A 20246-nucleotide genomic window follows, 5' to 3' on the forward strand; every position below is an offset into this window, starting at 1 on the left:
CCGACCTCATATCTTCCGTTTTCGTCTTTCTTGTTAATATAACGTTTGAGCGACTGCAACTGATGGATGGATTTTAAATATTTTTTTGAAAAAAAAACACGCCAGCCCTTCGGCCAGCGCGCAAGCATTTTTTCACACTAATCCCAGATAGAGAACAGTACCAACAAGATAGCGGCAATTCCGAGCCAAAGCGTATGCTTCGATGCCCAGGCGGAACGTAAATCTTCATTCATAGATCCAAGCCTCCTTTTCAATGATTTGTAATAGACTGCTGCCTTTGTAGCGTCTTAATCCCACCAGCTAAGCATTGACAGCAGAATGATGGCGGCCAGTACGCCGTCCACAAACTTCAATTGAAGTTTGGCCATTCGCATCACCTCCTTTTTAGAGTCAAGTAGTAGGTGAATAAGTGAATAGGTGAACAGGCTAAGCGCATAAAGTTCATAAGTTCATAAGTTCATTATCCTTAGTATTATTGATTGATCAATTACTATTAATGAAAATAAAAATGGGTATACATTACGCGTATGCTATAAGCTTGCTATTCGTACAATGCGTACAATGCATATTATTCGTACAATGCGTTCACTCTCCCTGCTTCTGCATCAGCCGCTGAATGGTCTCCTTAATCGCTTTTTCATGCGGCGTCCAAGATAAAGGTCCGATGAAGCGCTCGTATTTTTCCCCGCTCAGCACGAGCGGCTCTTCCGTAAGATACAGCATCTCCACGACCTCCTTCATTACGGGATTGAACAGGCCGATCAGGGATAACCCGATGCGTCCCAGCGGTATGACGGCTTTGCGGCTTCCGCTCGCCTCCTGAGCGATGCATACCAGTTCGCGGCCTGAAATGACACCAGGACCGGGAATGTGCCAGTTTTGCCCGTAAGCCTCCTCCTGAACGGCGATATCCAAAATCATCCGGGCCGCATCCGGCAAGTAGACATATTCGCGGGGAACCGTCATATTCCCGATGAAGGCCGTAGGTTTGCCTGCTGCGATAGCCTCCATCGTCACGGATAGATAAGAAGCTTGCGCGGAGGGTCCGTAATAATCCGGTAACCGGGCGATCAAAGGGCGGGTACGCGGTTTCCAACGTGCCGAAAACAAAAGCTCCTCATAAGCGAGCCTTGTTTTGCCTTTTCGGGTATGCGGCCGCTTCGGATGCTCCTCCGTCGCTCTTTCCATCCTGCGTCGCCCATAGGGATAAATACCGTCCACGACCACCACTCTTGCATTCATCCGCTGCGCAGCCTTCATCACGGATTCCCCAAGTGGAAGCAGCCTCGATTCCATCTCGTGATACGGAATATTCGCGCTGTGAAAAATGACATCCGCGCCTTCGGCCGCCTGAATGATGTCCTCCGAATTAAAGGCATCCCCTGTGCGAAGCTTCAATAATGGGGAGCGGCCGAGCTCCTCGGCGAGCGCATTCAACTTGGTCATCGATCTGCCGAAGGCAATCGTTTCGATTCCTCTTTTGACCAATTCGGCTGTCAGTGGATTTCCTACTCCGCCCGTTGCACCCAGAACAATCGCTTTTTTCATAATCAAACATCTCCTTTGTCGTGTTGTTATTGATTGACCAATTACTAATGTTCAAAAAAATAATGCCGAACTCCAAATGACTGAAAAAACAGTGCTCTTACACTATAGTTGGGCAGACGTGACCTGCGGTTCGCTGTGCTCTCCGATAAAGCTGTTGCTGCAATCCGGGGGCGCCCCTCCCGATAAGGGGAAGGCATTCGCGGCGAGGCAAGCTTAGGACTCTCGCTGTACAGGGTGTGCATTAACGACGAATGAGTTTGGTACTCCTACTGTGCAGGGTGCGCATCGCGGTGAACGTAGCTTGCTCTCACTGTACGGGGCGCGCATTCCGGGTGAACCTAACTTGGTGCTCCCACTGTACAGGAGCGCATTCGCGGTGAACGTAGCTTGCTCTCACGCAATTATGTCAGACCTTGCGGCTCGACGCTTTTGATGCCTCCATGGTGCAAAGCGCTGGGGCTGCACTCACCTTTACCCTTTCCCGGTGCCATCGGCAATCCTAACGCTTCGGCATGATGCTCGGCATGTCCATGGCCATTGCGGCATTGCAGAGCATTCCCCTTGCAAGGAAATTGGAGACTCTCACTTCCGCATCCTGAAATCCGGCATGGATGAAGGCATTCTCCACCAGCTCCTTTACCTCGCCCATTCCCTGCTGCATCGCTGCTCGAACAGGCGCATCCGAGATCGTTTGTGCCTGCATCTGCAGTAAGATTTCACTTCGATGAGCAAGCATGATCTCCTCGTAAGCACGGATCAATCCCTCTTCGAGCTCCTGGGGCGGCGCCGAATCAATGACCTGTCGGAAGGCCTGAACAATCCGCTTCCAAGATACGGCCAGCGCTTCGACCAGCAGCGATTCCTTGGTGAAAAAACGGTACACGTAGGGCTGCGATATGGCTGCACGTTCGGCAACCTGTGCGGTTGTCGCACGATAATAGCCGATCTCTGCAAACACCTCGATTGCTGCTGCAACAATATCCTGACGTCGGTTCGCGGAGGCTTCGCGCGGCATACGGATCACTCCTTTCAGAAGTTAATTATTATTAATTGACCAATTACTAACTGAAATCAGTATATGCGAATGAACCTCCAATTGCAACAGTTATTTTTCATGATTTTCCATTGGGTAAGGTTGCAGCTTGAGAACGAGATCCAAGCAAGGGGAATCGCTACTCAAATATTTCACTTTTAAATTTGCTATGTAACCACACCTAAATAAAGGAAATTCATGCGCGCTATCGAATGTTACTTACTATTACGCAATGCTTAAACCCCAATGCTCCTTAGACAGACAGTTGCGGAACAAAGGTGGGATAACAGTAGCAGCTCGAATCATTACTATGACAAATGAGGAGGAACTTTTGAAATGTACTTGGAAACCGAACAACAGTTAAAGCGATGGCTCCGTCATCGGGGTGTGCTGCAACAGCTGCTTGAAGAAGTACGGGACGAGCAGCTGGAATATAAGCCTTGGCCGAATGCTATGACATTAGGAAAATTGATTGTCCACATGGCCGCGTCTTCCGATATGTTCCTGCAATCGATCAAGCACGGGGCCTTCTCCCCGCCAACGTTCCCGACAGCCTTCGAATCGATCGGTGATATCCGGAAGATCGTTCAAGCCTCAACCAAGGCTACGGAACAAGGCTTTGCCGAGCTGACGGAAGCCCACTTGGAGCAGCCGCTGGATTTTAACGGCTTCGTGGCCCCCGGCTCCGTCTGGCTTGGCAACATGGTCGATCATGAGATCCACCACAAGGGACAACTGTTTACTTACGCCAGATCGGTCGGCATTGAAAAGATACCGTTTTTCATTGTTCAACCGCCTAGAGCATAAGGTGTGAATCTAGAAAAGCGGCCAGGGCTGGCAAGGTGGTGTCCTGGGTTGATGGCTGCAAGTCCCTTTTGTTGGCCTCGCGGGCGCCCTTTTCCGGGCTGCAAGTCCCTTTTCGGGACTTGTCAGGCCCCGCGGGGGCGCCGCAAAGCGCTCTCGCGCCCCGCCAAAAAGCCGGTTATTCCCACGTCTCGGGAATAACCGGCTTTTATCCATCACCCTTGCTTGGCCAGCTTCGCAACGGCCATCAAGGCCGCGTGAATCTCGCGCTCCACGGCATCCGACACGACATTCGTGTTCGGATCATACTCCGCCGCGAGATCCGCGTCCGCGAAGCCGTCGATCGCCACGATCGCACCGGCGCGGACGCCGCGGAGGGCGGCCACTACATAAAGCGCCGAGATTTCCATCTCTACGCCGAGCGCGCCGGCCGCCTTATATTTCGGATGGGGGAATTCCTCCACCCCGTTAAAGAATACATCCAGCGTCACCGTCATCCCTTTGCGGACGACGCCCTCGCCTAACGAGAGCGCGGATTCGTACAGCGCCTCCGCGACCGCACTATCCGCCACAGCCGGGAAGCCTTCCGGCACCAGCTGCTTCGTCAGCCCGTCCGTGCGGATCGCCGCAGTGCTGACGACCAGGCTCCCCGCCGGCGTATCCGCCCGGTAGGAGCCGGCGGTGCCAACGCGGATCAGCGTCTTCGCACCGGCGCGAATCAGCTCCTCGAAGCAGACGGCCGCCCCCGGGCAGCCGACGCCGTGGCTCGTCACGGCCAGCTCCACGCCTTCGTACGTCCCTACGAAGGTCCGGTACTCGCGGCTGAACGCCAGCTCGCGCGCGCCTTCCAGCTTGCGGGAGATGACTTCCGCGCGCTTCGGATCGCCGCAGACCACGACGAATTCGGGAATATCCTCCGAGTTCACTTGCAATATCGGCATCAACATATCAATCAAACTCCTTACGTGTCCATTCGTCTTCCGGTATATCCAGCGCTTCGCCGCTAAACCGCTGCTCCTTGAACGGATCGGCTTCATTATGAAAGCCGTTGCGTTCCCAAAAGCCCGGCCGGTCCTCCGCCATAAACTCAATGCCGCGCAGCCACTTTGCGCTCTTCCAGAAATACCGATGCGGCACGACCGTGCGCAGCGGCCAGCCATGCTTGTCCGTCAGGGGCTCCCCGTTGAAGCGGTATGCAAGCAGCACATCGTCCCGGAGCAGATCCTCGATCGGCACGTTCGTGTCATAGTCCGGATCCGCATGGAACATTACGTACTTGGCTTCCGGCTTGACCTTCAGCTCCTTCAGGAAATCCCGAAACAGCACCCCTTCCCACACCGTATCGAATTTCGACCAGCGCGTGACGCAGTGAATATCGGTTTGGAGCGTTACCGTCTTCATCGCCATAATATCCTCATACGAAAATGTCCGCTCCTCCTCGACTTCGCCGAATACCCGCAGCGTCCATGCAGACATGTCATAAACCGGTACCTCCCCTTCATGCAAAATGGGGAACTTCTCGGTCAGCGTCTGTCCGGGAGGCAGCTTGGCTCGCTGCTCCTCGGTCAGGTTGCCGGCCGCGACCGGCTTCATTTTTTTCAAACGTTCCGCTTTCTTGTGCACCTTTTCGTTCATCTCCTTATGCAAAGTCTCGGGTCCACTTCCGAAAGATTACCGGGGCACCGGGCTTATCGCGAGCTCGAGCCCTGCTTCAGCGCATCCTTCTGGAAGCTCTTATCCTTGAAGAAGAACATCGCCAGGATCGTAACGACATACGGCAGCATTTGCGTGAAATGCGTCGGCAGCGCCAGTCCCTGGAACCGGATGCTGAGCGCATCCATGAACCCGAACAGCAGACTTGCCGCCGTTACGCCAAGCGGACCGGATTGGCCCAGCATTGTGGCAACCAGGGCGATGAAGCCGCGACCGGCGGTCATGCCTTCCGTAAACATCGTCACTTGTCCAAGCGACAGCTGCGCACCCGCAAGCGCGCACAGCACGCCGCTAGCCAGTACGGCGCCGTATTGATAACGGGCTACCCGAATCCCAACGCTCTTGGCCGCCAGCGGATTTTCACCTGCAGCCAGGAAGCGGAATCCGCTCTTCGTGCGATAAAAATAGTACCACATCAAGCCTGCAATCAAAAATGACAAGTACACAAGCGGCGTCAATCCCGCCAGAATCGGTCCAATCACGGGAATATCCTCAATGACGGGGATATTCCATTTCGGCAGCCCGACCATCGTGTTGTCGTAAAAGGCGCCCTTAACATCGAAAATCGCCCGCAGGCTGAACGTGGTAAGCCCGGCCGCCAGCGCATTCATGGCAATCCCGACGACGATGACGTTCGCCCGCAGGTTTATGCTCAAATAGGCAAATATCAACGAAAAGATCGATACAATCGCAATCGCAAACAATATCGCGTAAAACACGTTGCCGAAGTAGTAGTTCCCAACCACTGCGGAGAACGCACCCAGCAGCATAAAGCCTTCCAGGCCGACATTGAACAATCCGACGCGCGAGCAGAGGGCGCCGCCGAGGGCTGCGAGCAGAATCGGCGTCAGCACCCGGAGCGCCGAGTTAATCAGGGCAAGGTCAAACAGCTGTTCCATCGGATTTGTTCTCCTTTCTGCGCTTCAGGAAGCTATATGTGAATCGGGCGGAAATAAACAAGATCAGAACGGCTTGGATGATATCTCCCACCTCAAGCGGCACTTCCGTATTCCGCTCGACGCCCATGCCGCCGGTCTGCAGCGCGGCCAGAAAGATCGCCGCAATCAGCGTGCCGATCGGATTCGATCCGGCCAGCAGCGCTGCCATAATGCCTGTCCATGCATAATCCGCCGTGGATAATGCGCCGTCGATATAACGATACTGGGAGCCCAAAATCTCGACAGCACCGCCGAGACCCGCAAGACCGCCGCTTGCAAACATGGCGCCGATCATCATCGGCCCGCGCTTCACCCCGCCGAACAAGGCGAACAGCGGGTTCCCGCCGAGCATCCGGATTTCATAACCGACCACCGTACGCTTCAGCACCACAAAAATGATCAAAGCCGCGAGGACGGCCAGCACAAACCCGACGTGGAGCGGCATGCCCGAGATCAGCTTCGGCAGCCAAACGCTGTTGTCAAGCATCTCCGACTGGGCCATCGCCGCCGAGCCTGAGCGGTCCTTCAGCGGGTAGGCAACCAAATAGCCGGCAAACAATACGGCCACATAGTTGAGCAGCAGCGTTGAGATCAGCAGGTTCACGCCGAATCTCGAATCGAAGTATCCGGCCATGACCGACCATAATCCGCCTGCGATAACGCCGGCGAGCAGAGCGGCAATGCACACGAGCCAGCCCGGTCCAGGCATATACAATCCGACCAATGCGGCGCAGAGCGCCCCGAACACCATCTGACCTTCCGCTCCAAGGTTAAAGAAGCCCGCGCGGAAGGCAAGCGCCGCGCCTAATCCGATCAGAATGATCGGCGTCGCCCGCGAGAGGGTATTCGTGAAGAAATACATTCCTCCGAACGCGCCTTTCCACATTTCCGCATACGTCTCTAAAATGTCGCCTCCGGCAATAATAATTGCAATCGCTCCAGCCAATAGACCCACGATAATGGCTGCGACCGGCTGAAGCAGCGGAAGCGTTAATTTTGTCCATTTGTTCATTGCAATGTTCCTCCCGCCATCAGCAGTCCCAGTTTTTCCTCCGTCGCTTCCTTCGCCGACAGCTCGCCTGCAATTCGGCCTTCATACATAACCAGAATCCGGTCAGAGAGCTTCAAGATCTCGGTCAGCTCGGAGGACACGAGCAAAATTCCCGTCCCCTCTTCGCGCCGTTTCAACAGCTCGCCGTGAATCGTCTCCATGGCGCCGATGTCGACGCCGCGCGTTGGCTCTGCCGCGATCAGAAACGGCGTGCCCTGCTCCAGCTCGCGGGCGACAATCAGCTTCTGCAGATTGCCCCCGGACAAATACTGCGTGCTCGTCTCCAGCGAGCCCGTCTTAATCGAGAATTTCTGCACCCATCCCGAAACGAGGGCACGGATGTCCTTCAGCTTGAGGAAGCCGCTCTTCTGCAGCCGGCGATGGTGACCCATCAGTCCGGTATCCATCACCGTGGCCGTCCGGTTGGCCCCCCACACGTAACGGTCTTCCGGGATGTGCGCAAGGCCGCTCTCCCGAATCTCTCTGGGCGCCTTGCCTGTAACGTCCTTGCCGGCGACGGAGATCCGGCCTCCGTCCGGCTGGGCCAGACCCGAGATGAGCTGAAGCAGCTCGGATTGTCCGTTGCCGGATATGCCCGCTACTCCTACGATCTCGCCTGCGCGAACGCTAAGGCTAACCGCATCCAGCACCGGCTTGCCCTTCGTGCCGCGCAGCGAAAGGTCTGTTACCTCCAGCACCTTATCGCCAGGCGTAAGCGGCTTGCGATCCAGCTCCAGCAGCTCACGTCCGACCATCAGCCGGGAGATTTCATGCGCGTCGGTAGCATGCTTATCCACCACGCCTGTCACCGCTCCGTCCCGAAGGACGGTAATGCGGTCGGCGACATCAAGCACTTCATTCAGCTTGTGACTGATCAGAATAAAGCTTTTGCCCTGCTTCGACAGCTGTTTGATAGCCTCCAAGAGCTCCTGAACCTCCAGCGGTGTGAGAACCCCCGTCGGTTCGTCCAGGATAATGATGTCAGCCCCTTGATAGAGTACCTTTAAAATTTCGACCCGCTGCTGCACGCCGGGTGCGGTGCTGCTTACGATCGCCTGCGGATCCACCTTCATCCCGAATGTTTCGCATAGCTCTTCCACCGTCTTCACGGCCTGCTTCCGGTCAAAGACGGCCCCTGCGCCCGGTTCGTTGCCGATGACAATGTTCTCCGCGATCGTAAAGGAAGGAAACAGCATGAAGTGCTGATGCACCATGCCGATTCCGCTCTGTATGGCATCCAGGGGACTGGCAAAGGACACTTCCTTGCCGTTCAGACGAATCGTACCCGAGGTCGGCTGCTCCATCCCGTACAAAATCCGCATCAGCGTTGTTTTACCTGCACCATTCTCTCCGACAATCGCATGAACTTCACCTGCGCGCAGCGAAAAATCAATGCCGCGGTTTGCGCTAAACTCGCCATACTTTTTCGTAATACTGTCCATCTGGAGTAGCATGTCGGTTATGCCTTCCTTTCGCTTCTGAATAAAAGACCGACTGCCCTATGCGCAGCCGGTCCAGGTGAGAACTAGTTTTGTTCCAATGCGTTTGTTACTTTAATTTTCCCAGCGATTATATCGTCAGAAATCACCTTGAGCTGGTCTACAATGTCTTGTCCAATGAACGGGTTCAGCGGAGTTTTGCTCTCATGCGTTACATAAGTGAGGCCTACGCCGCCTTCCTTCAAGCCATACTCGCGAACATCAAAGGAAAATTTGCCTTCCACAAAGTCTTTGACCGTCTCGTATGCAACGGCGTCCGTTCCCTTCAGCTGAGCCAAGACAACATGCTCGGGATCGGTGCCGGTGTTGTCCGTATCTTGGCCGGACGTGTAGAAGCCCTTCTCTTTCGCAGCTTCAAATACACCCAGGTCGCCGACGGCGGACATGCCTGCTACGAAATCCGCGCCTTTGGAATTTTGCAGGAGCGCAAGCTCTTTCGCTTTCGCCGGATCGTCAAATCCGCCGACGAAGTTAACGAAGATTTCGACATTCGGGTTGACGGATTTCGCGCCTTCCTCAAACCCCTTGATATACTTATGCATAATCGGAATATCGTCTGCCACGACATTGCCGACCTTGTTCGTTTTCGTTGCCAATCCGGCAGCCGCTCCAAGGAGGTAAGCCGCCTCATGCTCGCGGAATCCGACGCTGCGAACGTTCGGTAAGTCGACAACGGTATCAATGATCGCGAACGGTACGTCCGGATTCTCCGGCGCAACCTTCTTCAGCGCATCCTCCATCTGGAATGTGGTTGTGATGATCAAGTCATATTTCTCTGCCACGGCTGTGCGCAGATTTTGCTCGATCGAGGCCGGGTCGGTCGATTCGATCGTCTTCACTTCCACGTCGAAATCGGCAGCCGCTTTCTTCAAGCCTTCGTCCATCAAGGAAAAGAATGGATTCACGCCGATCTTCTCAGGAAGAACGAGCGCAATGCGTTTCTTATCTTTAGACCCTTCAGCACCGCCAGCTGCAGCCCCTTTGTCGGTTGACTTATCATTGCTGCCGCAGCCTGCCAGCAGTCCAACGGAGAGTATGAGTGTTAATAGAATGGACCATGTCTTCTTCATGTCGTGAGCTTATCCTCCTAAGTGAGCACGTTTTATACTATTATCCTAGGGTATAGACAAGCAGATGTCAAAGCAAAAATTTTAGCGTTTTATGTAGTTTAATGTGTTTTTTAGCAAAATTTTGGTCGAAAACTGTATATATCACAGAACATTGCCCAATAAAACTGTCGATAATGTTCGGAAAATGACAACATTTGATCAGGCTCTTTTACCATGGGAGCAGGATGAAAACGCATTAATTTCTAAATAGCCGGCATTCAACCACACCTCAGAGATAAATTCAGACCCAGATGTACCAAAAACGATATTTAACGCTCAGGCACTGGAAACTCAGAAATCCGATGTGTTGTGAATGTTGAGTTTTGGATCGATCCATATTATCCAGCAGGGCATCGATGAAGTATTGTTTAATAGAAAACCAACCCAAATCCTTGACGAAGCTGAGCGGAGTGAAAAGATAAGGTCTTTAGTGAAGCATTAGATCATTATCCGTTTGTATTTATCCAGACTGTACGGCAAGCTCGGTTGTGACGACCCGAACGCAGGCCTTGGTTAAAGCCCAGTCGTTAAACCTGCTGGAGGAGTGAACGCAGCATCTAAAAAAAAGGAACCTCTGTCGGTCGTCCATTATGACCCGGGGTTCCTTTTGCTTTATTGATTTTCTTAGAGTTTCCTTCTATCCATCATGAGCTGAAGGATCGTATCCATTTAAACCGGTTGACCTTCACGATCGCCACGAAGCACTTCAAAATCTGATCCGATTTCAGGCAAATGAATACAATCAGCGGCGACATGCCGAACGCGAAAGCGCACAGCGCCGACGACGGCAGCACGATGAGCCACATAAAGATGAAGTCGTTGTACAGCACGAAGCGCGTGTCTCCTCCGCTGCGGACGATCCCTGTCAGGGCCGGCATCTGATAGGCGGTGCCGACGACCGTTATCGACAGCACGGTCATGAAATGTCCGGCAAGCGTCTTTGCTTCTTCAGAGATGGAGTAGAAGCCAAGGACGGGTCCTTTCAGGAGGAACAGGACCACGCCGGTCGCGAGGCCAAGAAACACATACAGAATCTGCAGCGTTTTGGCATAAGCAATGATTTTATCCATCATGCCCTCGCCGATCGTCTTCCCGATGAGCACCGCGGTCGCGCTGGCTGAAGCGTAGATGATGACCGTAACCATCTGGAAGATCGTGTTCGCAATGGAATTGGCCGCGATCGCGGATTCCCCCATATGCCCCAGAATTGCGGTTTGTACGGCCATGGCCAGCCCCCAGATCGCATTAGACATCAGAATCGGGGAGCCGACCCGGATATACTGCTTGAACAGCTCCCGGTCGATATGCAGGAAATCCCGCAGCGCGAGCCTGATTTTGCGGTCAAACCGCTTGATATAGAAACAGACGATGATGCATTCCAGAATTCGCGCCGTTAGCGTGGCGATGGCCGACCCCTGAACGCCCAATTCGGGAAAGCCCAGATGACCGTAGATCAAAATATAATTCAGCACGATATTAATCACCAGCGTGGATAACGACACGATAAAGCCGATCTTCACCGTCTCCACGCTCCGCAGCGAGGCAAGCAGCGAGCTGGTCACGGCAAAGAAGATGTAGGAGAAGCACATGATCCCCAAATACTCGACACCGGAGGCGATCACGTTCGCATCCTTCGTGAACAGGGACAGTACCTCTTGCGGGAAGAAGAATACCACCAGCCACATGATGAGACCGAGTGCGATCGACATCCGCATGCCGATGCTTGCGGCTTGTTTAATCGAATCGATCTGCTTTGCTCCCCAGAACCGGGAGGACATAATAACGAGCCCCTCGCAGGCTCCCATCACAAGCATATGCAGCAGGAATTGAATCTGGTTAGCCAATGCGACCCCGGACAAAGCCGTTTCACTGTAGCCGCCAAGCATCATATTATCGGATAAATTCACGCCTACCGATATCAGGTTCTGCATCCCGATCACAAGCGTCAGCCAGAAAAATCGCCGGTAAAACCCGCTCTCGCGCACAAATAAACTCATGTCAGCTAACCTTCTTCGTCTATAAGATGTCTATCATTCCTTAAATATATATGAATTGCGGAAAATGAAAAGAACAATCGAGATCGAAACTGGTGACGCAAACATGGCGATAGATTCATAGATTTGGAGCGGACATAATAACATTATAATGTTTTTGCGGTAAAAAACTAGTCGCGAAGACGGAGGGGACTGCGAATGGCAGCTGTCCGTCTTCGACGGCATCCCTCCCGATTCCACAGCATGCTCCCTGCCATACGTCATAGCAATCGGCAAGGATATGAATCTACCTATGGATGAGGCAGCGCTCCGGTTGGCTTTCGTAGTCGCAACAGACTATGTACAAACCAACATACCGTAGATATGATGGCAATGGATTATCAATCCAAATTATGGAACGAAGGAGAATGTGTATGACCGTGTGGAAATATCCGTTATCCACCAAGATGATTCAACGCAGTATGATTGCCGTGCTGGGAACGGCGCTTCTCATCTCTCCGCTTGAAGCTTTCGCTGCCAATTCCGTGCCGGATGCCCCAGCTTCGCCGTCCAGCCCGTCCGAAAATACCAATACGGTTGCCCCTTCCGGGAAGGAATCAGTGTATGAAGGCAGCCTGCTGGATGTTGGTGAACACCGTTTTCTAAGCCGTAAGGAAATCGTGCGGGAATGGGATGATCTGGACCCGGAATATGCACCGGAGAAGGCCGTCGACGCTGTTCAATCATTGCTTTCGGAGGAAGATTTCGAGCAGCTGTTTCCTTACCGACTCGGCTCGGAAGCGTGGTTTCAGGTCGCCAAAGGGAAAGAATATTATAAGGCTGACCAAACGGATTATTTTTCATATGACAATCTCATTTCTGCGGTGGAGGACGTTTCGAATCTGAAGATCAAAATCAGCACAAGACAAGGAGTCCCTTCAGCCCAGGAAATTCACCGTTTGGACAAGGAAGCCCGGATCGAGTCGCTTGTGCTGCGTTCGGCGGACTTCAACGCTCCGGAGCATCGCAGCAAACCGATCGAAACCGTTATCATCGACGGCGGTACGTTTCTGAAGGAAGGCTTCCGGAAGGACCGCAAACGCGAGCTGGCCGCCTTCCTCGCCAACCTGTCGCATGAGACGGGCGGCGGTTGGGCCACGGCCCCCGGAGGCCCGCTGCGCTGGGGACTGTTCTGGAATGAGAATATTGCGGGCCGGACCGGGGCCAATCCGGATGCCTTCGTCGATCCTGCGTCTGCCGAGCTATACCCGGGAACGCCCGGCAAGCGTTATTACGGCCGCGGACCGATCATGCTCAGCTGGAATTTCAACTACGGCCTGTTCAGCTCCATCATTTACGGGGACAAAAGCGTGCTCCTTGACCAGCCGGAGATTGTCGCAGCCGACGGAAAAATCGGGTATATGACCGCGATTCTATTCTGGATGACACCTCAGAATCCGAAGCCTTCGGCCCATGACGTCATGGTCGGCAAATGGAAGCCTTCCGCACTCGATAAATTTAGAGGCCTCGGCGACCCGGGCTTCGGCACAACGATTATCGTCTTGAACGGTCTGGAAGCAAACTTAGGTGAAACCGAAGGAAGTCCGGTCCAGCGGCGGGCAGGGCACTACCGCGATATTACCGCCCGGATGGGCGTCGATATTACGGGCGAAAAGGTGGATACGCTCGGCATGAAGCCTTTCTAACCCTCTTCTCCATTGACGGGATAATACCCGGACAAGCACCTCGATCTTCGGATCGGCGGTGCTTGTTGCAGATTACCATCGTGCGCAGGCTTGCATCCGATAATGCCACCCCCTGCACGATCGACGGGCAGGGTGCCTGATGCAGCCTTCCGTCGTAAACTACCTTGCTGTCCTATAATCCAATCGCTGCGCGATCGACAGGCGCGATGCCTATGCAGATTACCGTTTACGTAGCCTGTCCATCCGATGACACCAAGCGCTGCGTAATCGCCAGTCGCTTTGCCTTCGGCAGCGTATTGAGCACCAGGTCGTAAGAATGATCAATCATGTCGTGCAGATCGGCTTCGCTCAAGGAACCGTCGAGGGTGACCGTATTCCAATGCTTTTTGTTCAGATGGTATCCGGGCTGGACCGCTTCATGCTGTTCCCGCAAGTTCGCAGCAATCACCGGATCGCATTTCAAGGAAATATGGCTGACCTTGTGGTCCTCCATCGATAACAGAGCGAACATTTTACCGCCGACCTTCATTACGACCGGAAGCGGACCGAACGGATAATCCTCCAGAGCTCCCTTCTTCGAAAGGCAGTAAGCCATAATCGGATCTCTCAAGCCGCCACTCTCCTCTGTTAAAATAGGCTCATAGGCACATTATCAAATCATGCGAATCGATAGATTCACGAAACTACCTTACATCATAATTTTCCTTTCCGGTCTTGTCCATGATTTGTTCGTGGATTCCCCCTGTTCAATCCTGTTCGATCGCTTCCCGCATGGTTAAGCTCTTCATTCCCGCTGAAATTCCTGCTCATCCCCCATGACATTATTTATCATCTTGCCATCATCCGATAAAAAATTATTCTCAATCTCATAGCTTGGCTCAAGGCCAACGTGGAGGCTTGCTCATCTTTCTCAGCATATGCTGAACAAAAAAAGAGGGGTGAGCCTCTAAGAATATGCCATATAAGAGCAGCACCATCAAAAGCAAATGGAAGAAAACGAAGTGGCTGTTAGAGGACGCCTATTTTCGGCGTTACGTCCCGCACACCTTGCCCTTTAGCAAAAAAAATCTGACCTCCATGCTGAACGACTATACCACCGTCTTCTTTAAGCCGACCGACGGGTCCGGCGGCAAGAACATTATTCGGATCCGCAAAACGGATGGAGGCTATCAAAAGCAGCTCAAAACGAAAAAAACGTATTTTTCCGGCATCGATCAGCTGTACCAGGAGCTGCAGCGTTTTGCCGGCAATCGTTCCTACTTGCTTCAGAAAGGCATTCGCCTCGCAAAGAGCAACGGCAAGCCGTTCGATATCCGGGTGATGGTCCAGAAGACCAAGCAGGGAAGCTGGGTCGGCACCGCCTTGTTTACAAAGGTCGGCAGTCCCGGTAAAGTCGCCACCAACTACAATCAGGGAGGGAAGATCGGCACGTTCCGGCATACGATGGAGGGCGCCGGCTTCAACGCCGCCTTCATCTCCCAGATGGAGGCCGAGCTGAAACGGGTCGGCGTAGCGACAGGCCATAATTTTGACCGTCACTACAAAGGCTTCAAGGAGCTCGGACTCGACGTTGCGCTGGACTCCAGCGGGCGGCCATGGATTCTCGAGGTTAACACGAGACCGCAGGTATACCCGCTTCTGACGCTGAAGGACAAGAGCCTGTATTACCGCGTTATTTCTTATGGTAAGCAGTACGGCCGATATAAATAGCGGAAAGACTTTTATAATCGGTGGGGCATACGAACAACGGCCAGGCATTGTGCCCGGCCGTTTGTCCGCTTATATAAGCGGTTACCTAAGCGGTTACCTAAGCGGTTACCGTGAAGCGAGTTAACCAAGACTTGATCACCCACACGTTTTTTTATGATGGAAAATTCATTTTCGCTCTGGACATTAACGTTACGTTATCGTTTATCCTGTTAATACATATTCATGAAAACAGTTATGGGAGAGAGATAAGACATGGTTGACCATACGACGATAATGAGGAATGGACGGTGTATGGAATGCGGGGCACAGGAGCTTGATCAATATTCTTGCTACGAGCAGTTCGGCTTTCCTCTTGCCTGGGAGCAGCAGAATCCGGAATTATACGCCCTTCATTTCTGGCTTGTCTCCTGTTATATGATCCAGCACCCTTCCAATTATACCGATGCAGGCTACGACCAGTTAGTCGACCTATTTCGAGTTGCTTATGACCACGATTGGGATGCGGCAACGATATTACGGGAAAACCGCGAACGGATTCAAACCGTTGGCAAAATAGCGAATCCTATTCCAAGCAATGAGAGATCTCGTATCCCGAGAAGCTGGACACGCACGATCAATGATGTTTATATCGGCGGGGAAGCGATGGCAATCGACAACATCAAGAAATGGCGTGATGCCATACGAAATGAACTCTAACCGATCCACATGAACGGCACCCGCTTGCGAGACGCCACTCCCTTGGATCAGCCAAGCGCAAAGAAAGCCCCTTCCCGCCGGTCATTACTGACCTGTTGAAGAGGCTTTGCCGGATGCTGACCGGATATACCAAGCGGAAAGAGCAGCGATTCTCCGCTCCAACAGTCCGCATCGTCCTTGCCGGTATCAGGCTTGGGAGCGTGCCTGGAGATCCCGCCACACCTTTTTATTACTATACTGTTTCTCCGTGCTGATGTCCTTGCCGAACCATGCCGGCGGCACGAACGCTTCCGCGTCTTCCAGCGAAGGAAACTCCACTTCGAGCACCATCAGGTCGATTTGGTTGTAATCATCGATTTCGATGATCCGCTCTCCCCAGCGTGCAGTGACTCTCCGCTTGGTCAGCGGGATCGCCCCGTGCGCCTTCACAACCTGTTCATACAGTCCTTCCGATATGGAATATTCGACTTCTTCCCTGGACAGTCCCCACCCTTTCTTAAAGGTATGCGTGAAATCCACCGCTCCGGTCTGCATGTCGACGATTCTGCGTACGCGCAGCTCTTGATCGCCGTCCAGGGCCAAATAGGTCTGCTCGATCTGCTGCTCCTTCTCGACGACAAGCGTCCCCTTCTCGATGAAAGCTGCAGGATATTCGTCCAGCAGGTATTTCCGTTCGATTTCAACCGCCATATCTCCTGTTGCCTCCATTCGTTAAACTCTTGCTATCGTTTCTCAATTATAAAGACGAAAGGGCTAAGCTACAATTAAAAAACGATAGTTGGAAACTGCGGTCAGGCAGCCCTACTATCGCTCTCGAATAGGTTACTTACGAATCAGCTTCTTGTAAGCTTTAATGTTCTGGGTATGCATTCCTTCATGAAACAAGCTGAACGAAAGAAACTCGCCAACCGTTTGAAGCGTGAGCGGACCAATGGTGACCGGATGCGCCGAGGATTGGTCCATGCGGCCTTGGAAGGTATCCCGAATCCGCTTGATTTGGCCTTCCAGAAGCTCGATCAGTTCGGAGAGTGAAGGGGCCTTGGCGGTCCAATCGGCCGGTTTGGTCCCTGTCGCAAACCAAGCCTCGAATCCCTCCGGCAAATGCGGCTGCTCGCCTGCCGTTGCGAAAGCAAACTGTTCATGAACCGTGTAAATATGCCCAAGATTCCAGCGAATGCTGTTCGCGAATCCTTCCGGCACGATGTCGGCCTCCTGCTCCGTTACATCCTTCGCTACTGCAAGGGTCGATGCTCTGGCAAAATCCAGCTGATTCAGCAATGCTTCATTCATCATCTGATATCTCCTTTCTAATCGTATGTAACTATCCTATCGAAATTCCATAGAGTTCGCAAGAATAGGCGTGTTCCCGTGAGGGGAGATACATTTCAGTCAGTCGATATCGAAAATAAAAAGCTTGTATCCCTTCTTTCTTGAGGGGTAATACAAGCTTTATTGCTCTACTATAACTACGCCGCCGTTCTTGCGATGATTTGGCTGCGTTCCAAAGCGGTACGGGCTGAATCATCAGCAGGGCGGTAACCTTTTTCCAACAGCTCCTTGATATAAATCTTGTTGTAGACGAAGGAAAATACGATTCCGCTAATCCATGCCCCGAGCCCGAGCGTAAATGAACCAAAAACTGCAGAAATAATAAACATAATCACTGCCCATTTCAAATCCCCGCGGAATAAAGCCGGAAGAAACGCGAAGAATAGGGTAGTCCAGCTAAACCCCAGCTTCACTCGTTTGGTGACCCCCGCATCATTCTTTAAATAAATCTTCACCATTTCACATCCCATGATTCATAGTGAAAAAAGCAGCAGTCTCTCATATTCTCGTGCAGTTCTTAGGTAGGAATCCGATAGACAAAACCACTTCTTTTATCCTATGACTATATTACCATTTCATGACATGGAAGTTAATCTATATTTTTTCCTATGCCGCTAAAAAAGAATGTTTTTTGGGTAACCCCTCAGTCCCATGGCCCTCCCGATGATTTGAACCCGTTCGGCGAAACTGTTTATACTAGTGAAAAGCGATACGATTACGTACATAAAGGAGTCGATCATGATGAACTACCGTCGTCTTGGCAGCAGCGGCCTTAAGGTGTCGGAGCTTGGCCTGGGAACGAATGCGTTCGGCAAACGAGCCGACGAGAAGACCTCGATCCGCATTATCGAACACGCTCTCGACCACGGCATTAACTTTATCGATACAGCCAACATCTACGCGGGTACCGAGTCGGAGCGAATGATCGGACAAGCGCTGGCCGGGAAGCGGCATAATGTCGTGCTGGCCACTAAAGCGGGGTTGGTAAAGGGTTCTGGCCCGAACGAACGCGGCTCCTCCCGCTATCATCTCCAGCAGGAGCTGGACAACAGCTTAAAGCGGCTCCAGACCGAGTATGTCGATCTTTACCAGATCCATACGTTCGATCCGCACACGCCGCTGGACGAAACGCTGCGCGCCTTGGACGATATGGTTTCTGCAGGCAAGGTCCGCTACATCGGCGCCTCCAATTACGCGGCTTGGGAGATGATGAAGGCCCTCGGCATCAGTGAGCTTAAGGGGTATGTCCGGTATATATCCGCTCAAGTAAGCTATTCGCTGGCCGACCGCACGCCTGAGCGGGAGCTTGTACCGCTGTGCCTGGATCAAGGTGTCGGCATTATCCCGTATTTTCCGCTGGCAGGCGGGATTCTTACCGGAAAATATAGCCAGGACAACCGGGTGCCGTCCGGTTCCCGGGCCGATACGGACCCGAATTTCCAGCGTTTTCTTGAGGATCACAATATCAAGCTCGGCAACCAGGTCTCCCAGCTCGCCGCCGAGCATGGGCACTCCGCGAGCGCTTTGTCCCTGGCATGGCTGATCCATCGCCCTGCGGTTTCCACGGTCATTGTCGGCGCCACGAAAACCCAGCAGCTTGATGATAATTTGAAGAGCCTGGACATTAAGATGGACGATTCGCTTGCACGCAGTCTGGATGAAATCAGCGAAAGGTTCGTTCATGGCAAGCCGTTTGCGACATACCGGCTCGATTGAGAAGTCTCGGCTAGGAGCCATGCATTCAGCGTAACCAGCTTAAGGCACAAAGTATGCCTCAACGAATCACATGCAAGAGAACATAAAACAGCGACCGTCCCCGGATCGGGAACGGTCGCTGATTATTTATACTGCATTGTTATCATCTACTTCTATCGCTTCATCATTCGTGATTCCATGCCTCCTTAGCGGAGCAGGAGATCATTAATCGTTATTGTTGCCGCGGGATTCTCCGCCCTTACGGCCGATTTCCTCATAGAATTCCTTGTCATGCGATTTAGACGTGGCCTCGCCGCCCTTGCGGCCGATCTCCTGATAAAACTCCTTGTCGTGATTTCTGGCTGTTGCTTCGCCGCCTTTGCGTCCTGCTTCTTCCCTGCTCATTTTGTTATCGTTGTTAGCCATGTTTCATCACTCCTAGTCGTTTTATTGGTTACTGCTATGTCTCATATTTAACCATTCTCCATGGGGTGAAACATCCGATATCCTTCGTTTTCCTGCTTAATTCTTCACGGTTTCGTTCACGACGTATGGCCCGGTTCCAAGCGTCGAATGCTGATGCTTGGCAGCCGGCTTCAGAACAGGCGCTTCCCCGTAGGCCGTCGGGTTCGCCACATACTCGAAGTTGCCCGTACCGTCCGGCAGCGGCCCGTTCGCCCAGCGCCCCATACTGCTCTCCTCCCCTACGGAGAAGTTCATGAATTGCCGTGTCGCCTCCGTAACCGTACGCTCCCGAGGGAATGACGCCGGTGCGATCGGTCCGTCGATTGCTTCGATCTCCTCGATGGCCGCCAGCCATTGATTCTGGTGCATAATATCACGCGCAATCATGAACGACAGCATATCCCGAACGCCAGGATCCGTCGTCTGTTCGTACAGTCGCACAACTTGAAGCAGCCCCTGGGATTCCGCATTCAGGTTGGCCCGGAAATCCGCCAGCAGGTTGCCGCTCGCGATAATATACTTGCTGTTCCACGGATAGCCGTTGCTGTCGGTCGGCATTGCGCCAAGTCCCGACACGATCGCATGCTGCGGATTCATACCGCCGAGCGCGGCAGCGATCGCCGGATCCTTGGCCGCTTCGTCGACTTGATCCGCCGGTGCACCGTCCAGCAGCTGAGCGATCATCGTGCTCAGCATTTCGACGTGCGCGATCTCCTCCGTCCCGATATCAAGCAGCATGTCCCGATATTTTTGCTCCGCACGGCAGTTGAAACCTTGGAAGAGGTACTGCATCATGACGGACATCTCGCCATACTGTCCACCCAGCACTTCCTGAAGCTTTCGGGCAAACACCGGATCCGGTCTTTCCGGTTTTGCGCGGTATTGAAGTTCTTTCATGTGAATAAACATCGAGTCGTCCTCCTTCAGGGTTGGATTGATATGGATCGATCGATTATTTCTTACCCGGACCCGTCGAT

Annotated in this window: 19 protein-coding genes and 1 pseudogene; 5 read left to right on the forward strand and 15 right to left on the reverse strand. The window is 52.9% G+C overall.

Annotated features, from left to right (window positions below; all coding sequences use genetic code 11):
- Window positions 1–585: 585 nt before the first annotated feature.
- Both BBD41_RS08980 and BBD41_RS08985 read right to left on the reverse strand, forming a co-directional pair.
- The gene (locus tag BBD41_RS08980; protein ID WP_099477336.1) at window positions 586–1548 is read right to left on the reverse strand and encodes an NAD-dependent epimerase/dehydratase family protein; all 963 of its coding nucleotides are present in this window, start codon (window positions 1546–1548) and stop codon (window positions 586–588) included.
- A 499-nt stretch (window positions 1549–2047) separates the two neighbouring features.
- Window positions 2048–2563, reverse strand: coding sequence for a TetR/AcrR family transcriptional regulator (locus tag BBD41_RS08985; RefSeq protein ID WP_077569502.1), 516 nt, complete (start codon window positions 2561–2563; stop codon window positions 2048–2050).
- A 354-nt stretch (window positions 2564–2917) separates the two neighbouring features.
- On the opposite strand from BBD41_RS08985, the gene BBD41_RS08990 reads away from it, so the two are divergent.
- The gene (locus BBD41_RS08990; RefSeq protein ID WP_099477337.1) at window positions 2918–3388 is read left to right on the forward strand and encodes a DinB family protein; all 471 of its coding nucleotides are present in this window, start codon (window positions 2918–2920) and stop codon (window positions 3386–3388) included.
- A gap of 212 nt (window positions 3389–3600) precedes the next feature.
- On the opposite strand, the gene BBD41_RS08995 is transcribed toward BBD41_RS08990, so the two are convergent.
- The 7 genes from BBD41_RS08995 to BBD41_RS09025 form a co-directional block, all read right to left on the reverse strand.
- The gene (locus tag BBD41_RS08995) at window positions 3601–4332 is read right to left on the reverse strand and encodes a nucleoside phosphorylase (protein ID WP_007131271.1); all 732 of its coding nucleotides are present in this window, start codon (window positions 4330–4332) and stop codon (window positions 3601–3603) included.
- Between the two features lies 1 nt (window position 4333).
- Window positions 4334–5008: a sulfite oxidase-like oxidoreductase gene (locus BBD41_RS09000; protein ID WP_077570636.1), complete on the reverse strand. Its 675-nt coding sequence runs from the start codon at window positions 5006–5008 to the stop codon at window positions 4334–4336.
- A 65-nt stretch (window positions 5009–5073) separates the two neighbouring features.
- Window positions 5074–5997 carry an ABC transporter permease gene (locus BBD41_RS09005; protein WP_007131269.1) on the reverse strand — a complete coding sequence of 308 codons (924 nt, stop codon included), beginning with the start codon at window positions 5995–5997 and terminating at the stop codon, window positions 5074–5076.
- The gene (locus tag BBD41_RS09010; protein WP_077569504.1) at window positions 5981–7048 is read right to left on the reverse strand and encodes an ABC transporter permease; all 1068 of its coding nucleotides are present in this window, start codon (window positions 7046–7048) and stop codon (window positions 5981–5983) included. Before BBD41_RS09010 ends, BBD41_RS09005 begins: the two co-directional genes overlap by 17 nt.
- Entirely contained in the window at window positions 7045–8541 is a 1497-nt protein-coding gene (locus tag BBD41_RS09015; protein WP_099477338.1) for an ABC transporter ATP-binding protein, read from the reverse strand. Before BBD41_RS09015 ends, BBD41_RS09010 begins: the two co-directional genes overlap by 4 nt.
- Window positions 8542–8612: 71 nt before the next feature.
- Complete coding sequence (locus tag BBD41_RS09020; protein ID WP_099477339.1) at window positions 8613–9656, reverse strand: BMP family protein; 1044 nt, start codon at window positions 9654–9656, stop codon at window positions 8613–8615.
- Window positions 9657–10339: 683 nt separating this feature from the next.
- The gene (locus BBD41_RS09025) at window positions 10340–11692 is read right to left on the reverse strand and encodes an MATE family efflux transporter (RefSeq protein WP_099477340.1); all 1353 of its coding nucleotides are present in this window, start codon (window positions 11690–11692) and stop codon (window positions 10340–10342) included.
- 410 nt (window positions 11693–12102) lie between these two features.
- On the opposite strand from BBD41_RS09025, the gene BBD41_RS09030 reads away from it, so the two are divergent.
- Window positions 12103–13374 (forward strand): chitinase, encoded by a 1272-nt coding sequence (locus tag BBD41_RS09030; protein ID WP_099477341.1) that lies wholly within the window; start codon window positions 12103–12105, stop codon window positions 13372–13374.
- 226 nt (window positions 13375–13600) lie between these two features.
- Here the strand turns inward: BBD41_RS09030 and BBD41_RS09035 are convergent, their stop codons facing one another.
- Window positions 13601–13984: an MmcQ/YjbR family DNA-binding protein gene (locus tag BBD41_RS09035; RefSeq protein ID WP_099477342.1), complete on the reverse strand. Its 384-nt coding sequence runs from the start codon at window positions 13982–13984 to the stop codon at window positions 13601–13603.
- A 344-nt stretch (window positions 13985–14328) separates the two neighbouring features.
- Here BBD41_RS09035 and BBD41_RS09040 point away from each other — a divergent pair, with 344 nt between their 5' ends.
- Both BBD41_RS09040 and BBD41_RS09045 read left to right on the forward strand, forming a co-directional pair.
- The gene (locus tag BBD41_RS09040) at window positions 14329–15084 is read left to right on the forward strand and encodes a YheC/YheD family protein (protein WP_099477343.1); all 756 of its coding nucleotides are present in this window, start codon (window positions 14329–14331) and stop codon (window positions 15082–15084) included.
- 291 nt (window positions 15085–15375) lie between these two features.
- Window positions 15376–15780 (forward strand): DUF5946 family protein, encoded by a 405-nt coding sequence (locus BBD41_RS09045; RefSeq protein ID WP_237087038.1) that lies wholly within the window; start codon window positions 15376–15378, stop codon window positions 15778–15780.
- Between the two features lie 186 nt (window positions 15781–15966).
- Here the strand turns inward: BBD41_RS09045 and BBD41_RS09050 are convergent, their stop codons facing one another.
- From BBD41_RS09050 to BBD41_RS09060, 3 genes are all read right to left on the reverse strand, one after another.
- Window positions 15967–16470: a CYTH domain-containing protein gene (locus tag BBD41_RS09050; RefSeq protein WP_077569511.1), complete on the reverse strand. Its 504-nt coding sequence runs from the start codon at window positions 16468–16470 to the stop codon at window positions 15967–15969.
- Between the two features lie 132 nt (window positions 16471–16602).
- The gene (locus BBD41_RS09055; RefSeq protein WP_223260628.1) at window positions 16603–17073 is read right to left on the reverse strand and encodes a DinB family protein; all 471 of its coding nucleotides are present in this window, start codon (window positions 17071–17073) and stop codon (window positions 16603–16605) included.
- A 173-nt stretch (window positions 17074–17246) separates the two neighbouring features.
- Complete coding sequence (locus BBD41_RS09060; RefSeq protein WP_028405404.1) at window positions 17247–17564, reverse strand: hypothetical protein; 318 nt, start codon at window positions 17562–17564, stop codon at window positions 17247–17249.
- A gap of 286 nt (window positions 17565–17850) precedes the next feature.
- Between BBD41_RS09060 and BBD41_RS09065 the strand changes: the two genes are divergently transcribed.
- Entirely contained in the window at window positions 17851–18825 is a 975-nt protein-coding gene (locus BBD41_RS09065) for an aldo/keto reductase (protein WP_099477345.1), read from the forward strand.
- A 207-nt stretch (window positions 18826–19032) separates the two neighbouring features.
- Here the strand turns inward: BBD41_RS09065 and BBD41_RS09070 are convergent.
- Window positions 19033–19230 (reverse strand): annotated as a pseudogene (locus tag BBD41_RS09070) (KGG domain-containing protein); the annotation flags it as partial.
- A 96-nt stretch (window positions 19231–19326) separates the two neighbouring features.
- A complete protein-coding gene (locus BBD41_RS09075) occupies window positions 19327–20178 on the reverse strand; it encodes a manganese catalase (RefSeq protein WP_077569513.1) in 852 nt (283 codons plus the stop codon).
- Window positions 20179–20246 lie beyond the last annotated feature (68 nt).

This window comes from Paenibacillus ihbetae (genome assembly GCF_002741055.1).
GTDB lineage: Bacteria > Bacillota > Bacilli > Paenibacillales > Paenibacillaceae > Paenibacillus_AQ > Paenibacillus_AQ ihbetae.